The sequence below is a fragment of the Nocardia sp. CA-129566 genome, assembly GCF_050956075.1.
Taxonomy (GTDB): domain Bacteria; phylum Actinomycetota; class Actinomycetes; order Mycobacteriales; family Mycobacteriaceae; genus Nocardia.
This window is the reverse complement of record NZ_CP192085.1, coordinates 3,866,807-3,880,338: the sequence shown is the minus strand read 5'-3', so window position 1 is coordinate 3,880,338 and position 13,532 is coordinate 3,866,807. Positions and strand designations below refer to the sequence as shown.

The window sequence follows — 13,532 nt, the reverse complement described above, 5'->3', positions numbered from 1 at the left end:
TGAATCCGCGTCGCCCGCGACGTCGATAGAGGTGGGGAAGGAACCGAGGAGGATCGCGTGGACCTACCGGTCATGCCACCAGTGCGGCCGATGCTGGCGAAAACGGCGCCGTCCGTGCCGCGAGAGCCGGGCCTGAGTTATGAACCGAAATGGGATGGTTTTCGCTGCGTCGTGTTCCGTGACGGCGATGAGGTGGAACTCGGTTCACGCAACGACCGGCCGCTGACCCGCTATTTTCCGGAGGTCGCCGAACTGCTGAAGGCGGCGCTGCCGGATAAATGCGTGGTGGACGGGGAAATCGTGGTGGTCACCGATGAGGGACTCGATTTCGATACCCTGCAGAACCGGCTGCACCCGGCGGCCTCGCGCGTCAACAAACTGGCCAAGGAAACACCGGCCAGCTTCGTCGCCTTCGATCTGCTCGCCCTCGGCGATAAGGATCTGACCGGCGAACCGTTCGCCGAACGCAGGCGGCTGCTCGAGACCATTCTCGACACCGAACTCGCCCGGGTGCATCTGACCCCGATCACCCAGGATCCCGATATCGCCGAGGACTGGTTCACCCGCTTCGAGGGCGCCGGTTTCGACGGCGTCATGGTCAAGGCCGACGATCTGACGTATCTGCAGGACAAGCGGGTGATGCTCAAGGTCAAGCACGAGCGCACCGCGGACTGTGTGGTGGCCGGTTTCCGCTGGCACAAGGATGGCGAGGGCATCGGATCGCTGCTGCTCGGACTGTTCGACGACGAGGGCCATCTGCACCACGTCGGGGTGGCGAGCAGTTTCACGGCGGCCAGGCGCAAGACACTGGTGGAAGAGCTGAAACCACTGCGGGACAACGCATTGGCGAACCATCCGTGGCGCGAATGGGCGGATGCGGCGGCGCAGGCCAAGGCCGACGGCAAAATGCCCGGCGGGGTGAGCCGCTGGACCGGCGGCAAGGATCTGTCCTGGGAGGCCCTGCGCCCGGAACTGGTCGCCGAGGTTCGCTACGAACATGTGCAGTCCGGCCGATTGCGCCACGGCGGCAGGCTGGTTCGCTTCCGCTCCGACCGCACCCCCGATTCGTGTACCTACGCCCAGCTCGACGAGGTCGCTCCGGCCGAATTGAGTGCCATTTTCAGCGAAGCCCGGGGGCAGTGATGGGTGAATCGATCGATATCGAGGTGGACGGCAGATCCGTCGCCATCAGCAATCCCGACAAGGTCTATTTCACCAAACGCGGTGAGACGAAACTCGATCTCGTCCGGTACTACCAGGCCGTTGCCGAGCCGTTTCTGAAAGTGGTCCGCGATCGGCCATTACTGCTGGAGCGGTATCCCGATGGGGCCTCGGGTAAATCGTGGTTTCAGAAACGGGTGCCGAAATCCGCGCCGGACTGGCTGCACACCGTCGAGGTCGCCACACCCAATGGCACCACCAGCGACGCCCTGGTGGCCCACGATCTCGCGCACATTCTGTGGGCGGTCAATCAGGGATGCCTCGGCTTCCATGTCTGGCCGAATCACGTCGGCGATCTGAATATCGCCGATGAGCTGCGCATCGATCTCGATCCGTCCCCCGGCATCACCTTCGACGACCTCAAATACGCCGCGGTGCTCACCCGTGAGCTGTTCACCGAACTCGGCATCGATTCCCGGATCAAGACCTCCGGCTCGCGTGGACTGCATATTTACGTTGCGCTGGAACCGAAATGGGACGGCTATCAGGTGCGCGCCGCCGCGGTCGCGCTGGCCAGGGAGTTGGAGCGGCGGCATCCGGACCGGATCACGGCGCAGTGGTGGAAGGAGGAACGCGGCACCCGCGTTTTCATCGACTTCAACCAGAATGCCCCGCACAAAACGGTTTTCGGTGCGTGGTGTGTGCGACCGAAGGTCGGTGCGCAGGTGTCCACCCCGATCGCCTGGTCCGATCTGGATACCGTTGTCCCCGAGGAGTTGACCATCGCCACCGTGCCCGCGCGGCTGGCCGAATTCGGCGATCCATGGGCGGACCGCCCGGCGCAGTCCATTGAGCCGCTGCTGAAGATGTCGGAGCGGGATATGGCCTCGGGGCTCATGGATGCGCCCTGGCCGCCGCAATATCCGAAGATGCCCAATGAGCCGCCACGGGTGCAGCCCAGCCGGGCCAAGAAGGCGGATAAGGAAGGCTAGTTACCGAAAGGCTATTCGGTCCAGAGCACCCACGCCTTGCTCTCACAGGTCAGTGCGCGCCCGTCCGCCGTGCGGGCACTCTTCGTCGATCCATCGCATTTGGCTCCGGCCTCCGCGACGGTACCCCCGATGGTGTACGGACCGTTCCATTGGTAGACGCCGCCGCTGGCCAGGCACAGCAGGGTGGAGCCATCCGCTCCGGTGCCGATGCGGCCCGGCTCGGTGCACACCGTGCCCTTCTTCGGGGTCACCGTCGACGGGGCGGTCGTCGTGACCGGGGGCGCGACCACGGTCGGCGCCACCGTGGGCTGTGGGACGGCGGTCTGGGCGATGGTCGAGGGCAGCGCGACACTGGACACGGTAGGAGTGCGGTTCACCCCGGCCAGCGCATCGGAGAAGTTGCTGCCGGACAGCACGACATATCCCGCGATGCCGACCACCTCCACGACACCCAGCAGCAGCGCGCACACCGCCATCGTCTTGCCGCGCGGATGGCTGAAGGCGATGAAACCGAAGACGATCGCGACCGGGAACAGGCCGAGCAGGGCGGCAACCAGCGCGACGATCGCGTACGGATTGACGATGGGCGGAACCTCGACCCGTAGTCGACCGGCACGGCGACTCCGGTTCGGCGGCTCGGTCTCGGGCCAGCGCTCGGTGGGATCCGGGTCCGGCCATCGGCCGACCGGCCCCATATCCTGCTCGTACTCCTCCGCCTGCGCATCCGGCCAGCGCTCGCGCTCACGGTTATCCGTCCGTGCCATCCAGGTCCCTCTTCCACACCACCAAACCGCGCAGGAACCACGAACTGCCCGGACCCGCCCCGATACCGACAAAGGATAGGGGCCATTGGCCGCGGCATCATCCGAAACGGCCCATCAATCGTCATCAAACCGTAATCGCGAATGCCGCCATGTCAAACCGGACTGTACTTCCACTCGGGAGGTCCGATTCGATAAGGCCCGCCCGTCAGCCGGAGTAACAAACCGGCAAACACCACTCGCGGACGGCGAAAATGAGGTGGATCCTGGTTACACAGCGAGCGACCTGCGGTGACTTTCAGTTCAGGAGGATCCATGCGCCGCAAAACGGATTCGAACGAAGACCGAACCCGGCCGTGGCATTCCCACGCGGGCGATCTACTCGGCGACGACTACAACGTTCCCGGCATCATTCTGTGTGCGCTCGGTGTCGTCGCCATGGCGTGCACCCTCACCGCGGCCGGTTACGGCTTCACCGGATGGATGCAGATCGGGGCGATAGCAACGGCGGCTTTGTGGATCACGGGCATCGGCGCGTTGCTGGTGGAGCATCGCCGGGAGGAAGTCATCGAGTTGAAGTACGGACGGCACGGGCACGCGCCGGGACATCGGCGGCCGGTGCGCTACAGCGGTATCGAGGAGCGCAGGATCGCGGCGGGTGAAACCAAGTCCGAATTGACGAGTAAGCCGTAGCGACCGCTCGCGGGTCGCCCGAGCAAAACCGGATGCCGAAGGTGGATCGGGTCAGCGCCCGCGGTCCACCTTCGGCATTGTTTCGGTCATCAGCGTCATCAGCATGTCCGCGAGTAAGACGTGTACCTGTTCGCGGGTGAGCGTGCCGCGGGTGATCCATTCCCGGCCAGCGACCTTCACCAGACCACCGAACGCGCGGACCATGGCGCGCAATTCGGCACTGTGCGCCGATTCCGCGCGCCCGACCATCAGCAGCATCCGCTCGGCGGCCGCGTCGTCGGCCTGGTCCAGGATGTGCTGTACCTCCGGATCGTCGCCGACCCCCTCATGGCTGGTCACCTTGACCCAGGTGCTGCCGTGTTCGGAGATCACATCCAGCAACCAGTGCACGCTCACGTCGACGCGCTCGCGATCGGTGCCGGTCGGCGTGACCATATCGTCGAGACGCGGCAGGGTGACCATCCGGCGCACCACCGCGAGATATAGGTCGCGCTTATTGCCGAAGTAGTGGTTGATCAGACCGCGCGCGACCCCGGCGCGTTGCGCCAGTTCCGCGGTGGATACTGCCGCATACGGCCGTTCGCCGAACATATCGATCGCGCATTCGAGGATCTGCGCGCGACGTTCGTCCGGCTCCAGCCTCCGTCTGCGCGGCTGCGCCGCGGTGTTGCGCAAGCGATCGCCAGCGGCGATCTCAGAGTGACCTGGCAATGAGATCCTTCATCACCTCGTTGCTGCCCGCGAGGATGCGCAATACGCGGGCACCGGTGTACAGCTGGGAAATCGGATACTCCGTCATGTAGCCGTAGCCGCCGAACAGTTGCAGGCAGCGATCGACCACAATACCGAGTTGATCGGTGAGCCAGTACTTCGACATCGCAGCAGTGGGAATATCGAGTTCGCCGCGCAGATGCTGCACGATGCAGTCGTCCAGGAAGATCCGGCTCACCTTGGCGATGGTCGCGCATTCGGCCATCTCGAACTTGGTGTTCTGCATCGCGAACAGCGGTTTGCCGAAGGCCTCGCGTCCCTTGGTGTAGTCGATGGTCAGCCGCACGGCCTGCTCCATCATGGCGACCGCGATGATGCCGGTCACCAGTCGCTCCTGGGCCAGCAGCTGCATCATCTGGTAGAAGCCCTGGCCTTCGGCCTCGCCGAGAAGGTTCGAGACGGGCACGCGCAACCCGTCGAAGAACAGCTCGGCGGTGTCCTGGGCCTTGCCGCCGATCTTGTTGAGGATGCGGCCGCGCTTGAAGCCGGGGGTGTCGTCGCCGACCTCGGCGAAGATGAGGGAGACGCCCGCCGCGCCCTTGGTCGGGTCGGTCTTGGCGGCAATGATGATGCCGTCGCAGAGCCAGCCGTTGGTAATGAAGATCTTCGAGCCGGTGATGACGTATTCGTCGCCCTCGCGGACCGCACGGGTCTTGATGTTCTGCAGATCCGAGCCGGTGCCCGGTTCGGTCATGCCGATGGACAGCACCATTTCACCGGTCGCGGCCTTGGGCAGCACCCGCTGCTTGAGGTCCTCGGTGCCGAAGTGGTGGATATAGGGCGCGATGATCGAGCTGTGCACGGGCATGCCGAGCGCGCCGTCACCCGCGAAAGCCTGCTCCTCGATGATGGCGGCCTCGTGCGCGAAAGTGCCACCACCGCCGCCGTATTCGGCCGGGATGGCGGTGCACAGCAGACCGAGTTCACCGGCCCGGTTGTACAGCGCGCGGTCGGGATGCCCCTGCGCGACGAACTTCTCCTCATGCGGGACGACCTCCTTCTCGAAGAAGGTCCTCGCTAGTTTCCGGACCGCCTCGACCTCGTCGTCACTCCATGCGGCGCGTGCCATCGCATAAATCCTTTGTTCGTGCGCGCAGGCCGGCTCGCCCGCGTCTCGTCATCAGATTCGCGCACTATTGGCACGATGTCAACAAAGCAGGCCACCGCGTCTCTGCCGGTCGGCAAGCACCCAGTCGCATTCACTAATTAGCGGCCAGCACTGCCGCGAGACCTTCTTGCAGATCCTTGACGAAATACTCGGGAACCTCCAGCGACGGGAAATGTCCCCCGGTTTCGGGCGAGCTCCATCGGACGATCTGTCGGTACCGCTCCTGCGCCCAGGGGCGCGGACACTTCTCGATGTCGCGGGGATACATACTGATTGCCGACGGGACGTCGACCCGAAGTTCGGGGTCGAACGAGTTGACACCGCCGTGGCTTTCGGAGTAGATGCGGGCCGCCGATGCGCCGGTCCGCGTCAGCCAATACAGGGTGACGTCGTCGAGAATCCTGTCTCTGGAAATCGTCTCGAACGGGCTGTCTTCGGTATCGCTCCACTCGGCGAACTTGTCGAGGATCCAGGCGAGAAGCCCGACCGGTGAGTCGACGAGGGAGTAGCCGATGGTCTGCGGTCGGGTCGCCTGCTGCTTCGCGTACGCCGCGCGGGGGCCGCCCCAGAAATCGCGGGTTTCCTCGGTCCAGTTGCGCTCGGTCGCCGTCAGCCCGTCCGTTGTCAACCCGGGCGGTGCCTGCGGGGTCAGCGTGTGGATGCCGAGAACGTGCGCCGGGAACCTGCCGCCGAGGACCGTGGTGATCACACCTCCCCAGTCGCCGCCGTGGGCTGCGAACTTGCTGTAGCCGAGCCTTCCCATCAGTTCCACCCATGCGGCCGCGATCTTTTCGATGCCCCACCCGGTGGTGGCCGGCTTGTCGCTGTAACCAAAGCCTGGTAGCGACGGGGCCACGACGTGAAACGCTGGCGCGTCTGCATCTTTCGGATCTGCCAGCTCGTCTATTACATCGATGAACTCAGCAATGCTGCCCGGCCAGCCGTGCGTCAAGATCAGCGGAGTGGCATCTGCGCGCGCGGATCGGCGGTGCAGGAAGGCAATTCCCAGATCATCAATGGTCGTGCGGAACTGGCCGATCCGGTTGAGGCGCTCTTCGAACGAGCGCCAGTTGTATCCGGTGCGCCAGTAGTTCACGACCTCGACGAGGTCGGCGAGAGGAACGCCCTGTTCCCATCGGCGAGGGTCGGGCGCGGCGCGATGGACCGTCTCAGCTTCCGGGAGTCGTGCCGCGGCTAATCGCGCGCGCAGATCATCGAGGTCAGCGTCAGTTGCGTGGGCTTCAAATGCTTGCACGTCGCCGGTTGGACGGGGCATGAGACCTCCTGGTCATCGTGGAACCGGCTCAGACCGAACTCGAACCGTCTAAGACGGTTCTAACACGCGTTCATGCCTGCGGGCAACCCGCTAAGGTGGTTCCATGCGTGCTGGGTTCCCCGACTTTCGCCTCGGTAACGTGCTGGCGACCAGCTTCACTGCGACTCTGACGGAGCGTCAGGGCAACGCTGTGGAACGCATTCCCACGCCGCAGCGACTCATCGACTGGCTGGCAGTGAACGGCCTCGCCGTGGACTCCTGCACCACCGCCCAACTCGAACTCGCCCGGGAACTGAGGGAATCAATTCACGCCGCCGCGACAGCGGCCGCGATCCAAGACGCTCTCCCTGCCTCTGCTGTCCAAGTCATCAATGACTGCAGCATTGAGGGGCGGGCCGCGGCTGTCCTGACGCCCGAGGGCAATCGCCAATGGCGACTCAACGCGGCTTCCTGCGTAGAAGATGCCCTAGGCGTGATCGCCGCCGACGCGATCAGCATCATCGCAGGCGAACGAGACGGAAAATTGGCCTTGTGCGCATCGCCGACCTGCCAAGCCGCCTTCTTCGACACCAGCCAAAGTCGCACCCGCAAATGGTGTGACATGAACACGTGCGGGAATCGCCAGAAGAAAGCGCGCTTCAATGCCAATCAGCGCAAAAACCCCAACTCGGCAAAGTAATCGCCTGGACAACGCCCTCGCGGCGGTCACCTCGGCCGCGGTCTCCAGTCGCCAGTCGTGTTGACCGCGACCGGGTTCGACCGGTTCGACCGCGACATGGCCGTGGCCAGCCAGATCCTCACCGGCCTGCGCGAGCGCGGCGTGGGTTTTCACAGCGGTGTCGAGAATCTGCCGTTCCCGACACCCCGGTATGAATGGGATAGAACGTCCCGGAAGTGCCCCGGGACGTTCTCTGTGTTGGCCAACGTCAAATGTTCAGATCCTTCCGCTTGTAGAACGCGGTGTGGGACCCGAAGGGGTCGTTGTCGCCGTACCGAACGGCCACCATGAAGGCGGAGCGAGTCTGGTTGTCCTGCATTCGGATGCTTCCGGTGACGTCCTCGTCGGAGATCCACGCATCACCCTTGCTCCGGATGCTCATTCGCAACGAGAACCGCACACCACCGGCGTAGACGACGCTGGATTGGACGCCTTCCATAAGGTTGCGACCGGAATAGTCGCTCTCGCTGGGCCGGTTCGGCGGGGTCACTGCGATGTAGTACTCCTGGCCCTTGCGTTGAGAGGGGCGCAGCCACGCGCCGCCTGCTCGCCGCCACTCCAGAGGCGGGCCCGGATACGGGCCGGAGTTCGCCAGATCCGCAGCGGTGATGGGCTGTCCGGCAGCTGTTTTGAACCGGAACTCCAAGATGTCCGCTTTCGCGACTTCGTCCTTAGGGCTCATGTCGGTGTTGTTCCACATACCCACCGGGAAGTACGTCGCGCCGGTGTTTCTTTTGCACCAGTACAGAAGAAAAGGCATTTCACCCAGGAGGGGAGACAGGCGGTTGTCAGGGCCGCAGAAATGTAGGTTCCCGCTGAAGGTTTCGAGCTCCTCAGGGCTGGCGTCGCTCTCGGTGACTGTCGCTTCGTCGGTCATATTCCGCTCCGTCCTGTCCGATCGTCGCGGCGAACCCGTTATCGGGGCGCGACCGCGAACAGTGGATGGCAGCCACAGGTAGAGCTGCCCGGGTAGCGTTCGAAATGGACGATCAACATCAGGCCAACTGACTGTGCGGCAACACGTATTCTCTCCGGCCCGCCTCGGCGCTGACGCGAATCCGGTCAAAACAAACCCGAAGGCATCTTTCCTCGGACCCGGAACACGGAGCAGATTCCATCACCCGCTGGTTGGAGGCCGTCGATGAACCCGCGGCAGTTGAATACGAGATCTCACCAGTCCGGGACCCCGGCCAGGCGGGGTCACGAGGACGGAATGCGGATCAGCCGGTCGGCCGCTGCGCTTGGTTGACGGCCGCGAGCGAGGTGAAGATCGGGGTATCCGGATCGGCCGAGATGCCCTGCCGACGCAGGAATCCGTCGATCAGACCCCAGACGAATTCGGTGGACTGCTCGACGAATTCGGCCGTACCGCCGGGACGCTCGGAATCGGCTTCGCCGAGCCACAGGTCGGTGACCGCGACGACGACACCGACGACCGCGCGGGCCAGATAGTCGATGCCCGTGGCATCGATCGGGATGGACTCGGCGACTTCGCGCGCCTGCCTGGCGATTCGGCCCGCGGCCGCGCGGCCGAGATCGAATTGCAGTACCGAACCGTCGGCCTGCTGGGTGATGTGCGCCTGGCCGAGAAACCGAAAGACGTTGGGGTGCTGGAGGATACTGTCGGCATAGCCGGTGAGCACGCGGCGCAGTGCGACCCGCGGCGGTTGCAGCATCAGTGTCAGATCATGGCCCGCGCTGGCCCCGGCCGATTTCGCCATCCGGTTGCCGATCTCGATATACAGGTCGGCCTTATCGGCGAACTGACGGTACAGGCGCGGCTTGGTGATCCTGGCCTCGCGGGCGATGTCGTCCATGCTCGGGCGCGGGCCGTCCCGGTCGATCACCCGAATGGCCGCGTCGACGATCTCCTCGCGGGTGATCTTCCGCGGCGCGGATCTATCCGAACGAGCCATGGTTCCGGAGCATACACGTACCGGCGGTACGCACCCTCGAGCCACGCAAACCCCTGGTCGACAGTGCGGTAGGGGTGACCTACTTCATAACCGACGCGGGTTTCGACCCATTGCTTCAGGTGCATTCGTACTGTCAGTATCGGGTCACGTACCGGCGGTATGCAGGCAGCACTCAGCGCATCGATCGAGGCAAGCAGATGACCGAACAGCTCGACTCCCCCGACCCGACCGGCGCCCGGCGGCCACACCGACAGTCGACCGTGGACGGCGCACACGGTGCACTGGCCGTCTTCGAATGGGGTGCGGTCGACGCCGAACCCCTGGTACTGGTGCACGGTCTGTCCGATACGCACCTGGTGTGGTCGGCGGTAGCGGCGCTGCTCGCCGACGGATTCCGGGTCATCGCCTATGACGTGCGCGGGCACGGTCGATCGGCAAAACCCGGTGCGCCGCAGGATTTTCGACTCGATGCGCTGGCCGAGGACTTCTTCGCGCTGATCGATGCGGTCAGCCCGAGGCGGGCGGTGCACGTCTGCGGGCACGGCTGGGGTGCGGTGCAGGTCTGGGAGGCAGTCTGCGATCCGCGCGCCAATACCCGTATCGCCTCGTTCACCGCGGTCGCCGGTCCGAATCTCGATCACGTCGGTATGACACTGCGCGAGTTGGCGGCACAACCGCGACGGGCGCTGCGACTGATCGCCGATCCGAAGTTCTGGCGACACGGGGCCGGATCGGCCCAGACCGCAGCGCAGCGGATCGCTTATCCGCCGCGAGTGCGCACCTGGTTGATCGACCAACTCGGCGGCGTCGCCCGTGCGTACGCGCCCCTCGCCTCGACCTGGCGCGCGGATCTGGCCGCGGGCGTGCGGATCGCCGCGGCCAATCTCCCACACCGTCTGCTGTGGCCGCGCGAACGCAGCACCGCGGTGCCGGTACAACTGGTCGTCGACACCACCGACGTACTCGTGCCGCCGTTCCTGTACTACGGCAGCGCGCGCTGGGTGGACCGGCTGTGGCGCTGCCCGATTCCGGCCGATCACTGGCTGCCGGTGACCGAGCCGCTACTGGTGGCCGAGGCCATCGCCAATTTCGTCGAGGATCTGCGTGCCGCGAATACCAGCATTCCGCACCAGTGAAACCGAAGTCCATTAGCGGAGAGCAATATTCATACTCGACGCAGCCAGCACACCCAGCGGTCGCGGTCGGTCTGGATGGCCGGGAAATGAACGAGATGGTACTTTGCGCGCATGACCGGACCGGGGGAACAGCAGAATCAGCCCAACGACGCTTGGTGGGCACAGGAGCAGCCGCCGCAGGCACCGCAGTATTCACAGTCGGATCCGACAATGGTCGGGCAGCCCGGTGTGCAACTGCCACCGCAGCCCGCGGCTCCGGCCGCGGGGCAACAGCCCGGCGCCGCCGAGCAGCAGCCCGCGGATCCGACACTGCTGCGGCAGCCTTTCGAGCAGCCGGGGGCCGCGCCCGCCGGATATCAATCCGGTACGGGCTATCAGCAGCCGGGATATCACCAGTCCTCCCCCGGATATCCGCAGCCGGGATTCCAGCACGCGGCGAGCACGCCCGGATTCCCTCAGGCCGCACCAGGTTTCCAGCAGTCCGCCCTCACATTCCCGCAGAGCGCACCAGGATTCGAGCAACCCGCGCCCGCATTCCCGCAGGGCGCACCAGGATTCGAACAGCCCGCCCCCACATTCCCGCAGAGCGCACCCGGATTCCAACAGGCCGGTGCCGGATTCCACCAGCCCGCCGCGGGATTCCAGCCGACGCCGGGATACCCGCAGCAGGCACCCGGATACCCGCAGCAACAGTCACCCAAATCCGGTGGTAAAGGCTGGCTTTGGGCGCTCGGCGCGATCGTGCTCACCTCCGCGGTCTGGGCGGTCGCCATGTTCGCGATCGGCGCCTTCGACGCGGGCAAGGCCGATATCAGCAAGGACGCCGACCTGCGCGGCTACAAGTACATCGACAATCTCTGCGATATCACCGACACCTCGCCCTACACCAGCGCTGGCTTCACCCTGTCGAAGTCCGACTCCTCAGGCGATACCTATCCGAAGCACGACGGCTCCAAGCACGCGGCGGTCGATTCGATGGGCTGCGATGTTCGCTTCATCCCGTCCGGGTCGAGTGAGAAATACGACTACGCCGCGATCTACACCAGCGCGCAGGTGCACAAGCAGTCCAACCCGGGGCCGGAATTCACCGCGTCGTACGAGACCTGGACGCAGAGCGAGTACGGCAAGGACTCGAAGGTCGACAAGATCTCCGGGTTCGGCGACGAGGCGTATGTGATCACCGGCAAGCACAAGTCCGACGATCCGACCGCCGATGTCTCCCTGGCCGTGCGTGACGGCTGGACCACCTACCACATCAGCTGGTCGCAGTATTCGTCGAGCACCTCGAGGTCCTCGGGCAAGATCCTCAGTGCTGCCGAGGTCACCGAACTGCTGAAGAAGACGGCGAACTCGACACTGAGCAAGCTGCGCAAATAGCTGGCGTCCGGTCGGTGCGGGACCGCCGTGCCGACCGGTCGAAACCGCGAATGCGACAATGGGTGGGTCAACCCCCATGTTCACGAAGGACACATCCGCATTCCGATGGCCGAGTACACCGCGTCGACGTCTACCGAACCAGCGCCGAGCGGCACCGCCATCGCCCCCGATGAGCTGGCGATCTGCCTGCGGGTGCTGGAACAGGCCGGGCAGTTGGACAAGGACGATCCGGATTCGATCACGGTGCAACGCGCCGTCGGCCACATGTTCAAAAAGCTCAAGCAACGCCGTCGGACCGAAGCCAGGGACGCGGTCGCCGAGGCGGACCGCGCGGTGGTCGCGGCGACGGCGACCGGATCACCGAACCGGATCGATGACGAGACCGCGGGCATTGCGCTGACCTCGAACGCGGTGGGCGCGAGTGCGGGCACCCTGGTCCGGCCGCGGCCCTGCTATATCTGCAAACAGCGCTACACCCGGGTCGACGCGTTCTACCACCAGCTGTGCCCGGACTGCGCGGCGAGCAGCCACGCAAAACGGGACGCCCGTACCGATCTCACCGGGCGACGCGCCCTGCTCACCGGCGGTCGCGCCAAGATCGGCATGTACATCGCGTTGCGACTGCTGCGCGATGGTGCGCACACCACCATCACCACCCGCTTCCCCAACGATGCCATCCGCCGCTTCGCCGCCATGGACGACAGCGCCGACTGGCTGCACCGACTGCGCATCGTCGGCATCGATCTCCGGGATCCGGCTCAGGTCGTCGCGCTCGCCGACGATGTCGCCGCGCAGGGTCCGCTCGACATTCTGATCAACAATGCCGCCCAGACCGTGCGCCGCTCCCCCGGTGCCTACAGCGCACTGGTCGATGCCGAATCCGGTCCGCTGCCCGCCGGCGCGCTGCCGGATGTGGTCACCTTCGGCAAGACCATGCAGGCGCATCCCACCGCACTCACCGCCTCCCTGACACCGACGCTGTCCTCCGCCGATGTCGCCGAACTGGCGCTGGTCGCGGGATCGGCCACGCCGGAACGCATTTCGCGCGGCATCGCGATCGACGCCGGTGGTCTGGTGCCGGATCTGGCGCATACCAACAGCTGGGTGCAGACCGTCGCCGAGGTGGATCCGACCGAACTGCTCGAGGTCCAGCTGTGCAATTCGGTGGCCCCCTTCATCCTGGTCTCCCGGCTGCGCCCGGCCATGGCGGCCGCCGCGGCCCGCCGCAAGTACGTCGTGAACGTCTCGGCCATGGAGGGCCAGTTCTCCCGCGCGTACAAGGGCGCGGGCCACCCGCACACCAATATGGCCAAGGCCGCGCTGAATATGCTCACCCGCACCAGCGCCCGGGAGATGTTCGAAGAGGATGCCATCCTCATGACCGCCGTGGACACCGGCTGGATCACCGACGAACGCCCGCACTACACCAAGATCCGCCTCGCCGAAGAGGGCTTCCACGCTCCCCTCGACCTGGTCGACGGCGCGGCCCGCGTCTACGACCCGATCGTCCAGGGCGAAACCGGCAACGATCTCTACGGCTGCTTCCTCAAGGACTACCAACCCTCGCCCTGGTGATCAGGTCCTCGGCATAGGATCGACCCAGCGGACGCCCGAGCCGCCATA

At 65.2% G+C, this 13,532-nt stretch carries 13 protein-coding genes; 7 read left to right on the top strand and 6 right to left on the bottom strand.

The window, feature by feature from the left end:
• Positions 1-57: 57 nt before the first annotated feature.
• Positions 58-1,143, top strand: a complete 1,086-nt coding sequence (locus ACQP0C_RS16885) for an ATP-dependent DNA ligase (protein WP_433733826.1) — start codon at positions 58-60, stop codon at positions 1,141-1,143.
• Complete coding sequence (ligD, locus tag ACQP0C_RS16880; RefSeq protein ID WP_433733825.1) at positions 1,143-2,153, top strand: non-homologous end-joining DNA ligase; 1,011 nt, start codon at positions 1,143-1,145, stop codon at positions 2,151-2,153. Before ACQP0C_RS16885 ends, ligD begins: the two co-directional genes overlap by 1 nt.
• An 11-nt stretch (positions 2,154-2,164) precedes the next feature.
• Here ligD and ACQP0C_RS16875 read toward each other — a convergent pair whose 3' ends face one another.
• The gene (locus ACQP0C_RS16875) at positions 2,165-2,917 is read right to left on the bottom strand and encodes a DUF4190 domain-containing protein (protein WP_433733824.1); all 753 of its coding nucleotides are present in this window, start codon (positions 2,915-2,917) and stop codon (positions 2,165-2,167) included.
• A 312-nt stretch (positions 2,918-3,229) separates the two neighbouring features.
• Between ACQP0C_RS16875 and ACQP0C_RS16870 the strand changes: the two genes are divergently transcribed.
• A complete protein-coding gene (locus ACQP0C_RS16870; RefSeq protein ID WP_433733823.1) occupies positions 3,230-3,607 on the top strand; it encodes a hypothetical protein in 378 nt (125 codons plus the stop codon).
• 51 nt (positions 3,608-3,658) lie between these two features.
• Here ACQP0C_RS16870 and ACQP0C_RS16865 read toward each other — a convergent pair whose 3' ends face one another.
• The 3 genes from ACQP0C_RS16865 to ACQP0C_RS16855 all read right to left on the bottom strand — a co-directional run bounded on the left by ACQP0C_RS16865 (position 3,659) and on the right by ACQP0C_RS16855 (position 6,762).
• Complete coding sequence (locus tag ACQP0C_RS16865) at positions 3,659-4,318, bottom strand: TetR/AcrR family transcriptional regulator (RefSeq protein ID WP_433733822.1); 660 nt, start codon at positions 4,316-4,318, stop codon at positions 3,659-3,661.
• Positions 4,302-5,447, bottom strand: a complete 1,146-nt coding sequence (locus tag ACQP0C_RS16860) for an acyl-CoA dehydrogenase family protein (RefSeq protein ID WP_433733821.1) — start codon at positions 5,445-5,447, stop codon at positions 4,302-4,304. The genes ACQP0C_RS16865 and ACQP0C_RS16860 overlap by 17 nt, the downstream gene beginning before the upstream one ends.
• 133 nt (positions 5,448-5,580) lie before the next feature.
• Positions 5,581-6,762, bottom strand: coding sequence for an epoxide hydrolase family protein (locus tag ACQP0C_RS16855; RefSeq protein ID WP_433733820.1), 1,182 nt, complete (start codon positions 6,760-6,762; stop codon positions 5,581-5,583).
• Positions 6,763-6,865: 103 nt separating this feature from the next.
• On the opposite strand from ACQP0C_RS16855, the gene ACQP0C_RS16850 reads away from it, so the two are divergent.
• A complete protein-coding gene (locus ACQP0C_RS16850; RefSeq protein WP_433733819.1) occupies positions 6,866-7,441 on the top strand; it encodes a CGNR zinc finger domain-containing protein in 576 nt (191 codons plus the stop codon).
• Positions 7,442-7,688: 247 nt separating this feature from the next.
• Here the strand turns inward: ACQP0C_RS16850 and ACQP0C_RS16845 are convergent, their stop codons facing one another.
• Both ACQP0C_RS16845 and ACQP0C_RS16840 read right to left on the bottom strand, forming a co-directional pair.
• Entirely contained in the window at positions 7,689-8,357 is a 669-nt protein-coding gene (locus ACQP0C_RS16845) for a hypothetical protein (RefSeq protein ID WP_433733818.1), read from the bottom strand.
• Between the two features lie 343 nt (positions 8,358-8,700).
• Entirely contained in the window at positions 8,701-9,396 is a 696-nt protein-coding gene (locus tag ACQP0C_RS16840; protein ID WP_433733817.1) for a TetR/AcrR family transcriptional regulator, read from the bottom strand.
• Positions 9,397-9,593: 197 nt separating this feature from the next.
• On the opposite strand from ACQP0C_RS16840, the gene ACQP0C_RS16835 reads away from it, so the two are divergent.
• The 3 genes from ACQP0C_RS16835 (at position 9,594) to ACQP0C_RS16825 (ending at position 13,484) form a co-directional block, all read left to right on the top strand.
• On the top strand, positions 9,594-10,532 hold the full coding sequence (locus ACQP0C_RS16835) for an alpha/beta fold hydrolase (RefSeq protein WP_433733816.1): 939 nt from the start codon (positions 9,594-9,596) through the stop codon (positions 10,530-10,532).
• Positions 10,533-10,643: 111 nt separating this feature from the next.
• A complete protein-coding gene (locus ACQP0C_RS16830; protein WP_433733815.1) occupies positions 10,644-11,909 on the top strand; it encodes a hypothetical protein in 1,266 nt (421 codons plus the stop codon).
• 105 nt (positions 11,910-12,014) lie between these two features.
• Positions 12,015-13,484, top strand: coding sequence for an SDR family NAD(P)-dependent oxidoreductase (locus ACQP0C_RS16825; protein WP_433733814.1), 1,470 nt, complete (start codon positions 12,015-12,017; stop codon positions 13,482-13,484).
• The last annotated feature ends 48 nt before the right edge of the window (positions 13,485-13,532 follow it).

Excerpts from the sequence above, each read along its gene's own strand:
- ligD (WP_433733825.1), top strand. The coding sequence starts at position 1,143 with ATGGGTGAATCGATCGATATCGAGGTGGACGGCAGATCCGTCGCCATC.
- ACQP0C_RS16875 (WP_433733824.1), bottom strand. The coding sequence starts at position 2,917 with ATGGCACGGACGGATAACCGTGAGCGCGAGCGCTGGCCGGATGCGCAG.
- ACQP0C_RS16870 (WP_433733823.1), top strand. The coding sequence starts at position 3,230 with ATGCGCCGCAAAACGGATTCGAACGAAGACCGAACCCGGCCGTGGCAT.
- ACQP0C_RS16860 (WP_433733821.1), bottom strand. The coding sequence starts at position 5,447 with ATGGCACGCGCCGCATGGAGTGACGACGAGGTCGAGGCGGTCCGGAAA.
- ACQP0C_RS16855 (WP_433733820.1), bottom strand. The coding sequence starts at position 6,762 with ATGCCCCGTCCAACCGGCGACGTGCAAGCATTTGAAGCCCACGCAACT.
- ACQP0C_RS16850 (WP_433733819.1), top strand. The coding sequence starts at position 6,866 with ATGCGTGCTGGGTTCCCCGACTTTCGCCTCGGTAACGTGCTGGCGACC.
- ACQP0C_RS16845 (WP_433733818.1), bottom strand. The coding sequence starts at position 8,357 with ATGACCGACGAAGCGACAGTCACCGAGAGCGACGCCAGCCCTGAGGAG.
- ACQP0C_RS16840 (WP_433733817.1), bottom strand. The coding sequence starts at position 9,396 with ATGGCTCGTTCGGATAGATCCGCGCCGCGGAAGATCACCCGCGAGGAG.
- ACQP0C_RS16835 (WP_433733816.1), top strand. The coding sequence starts at position 9,594 with ATGACCGAACAGCTCGACTCCCCCGACCCGACCGGCGCCCGGCGGCCA.
- ACQP0C_RS16830 (WP_433733815.1), top strand. The coding sequence starts at position 10,644 with ATGACCGGACCGGGGGAACAGCAGAATCAGCCCAACGACGCTTGGTGG.
- ACQP0C_RS16825 (WP_433733814.1), top strand. The coding sequence starts at position 12,015 with ATGGCCGAGTACACCGCGTCGACGTCTACCGAACCAGCGCCGAGCGGC.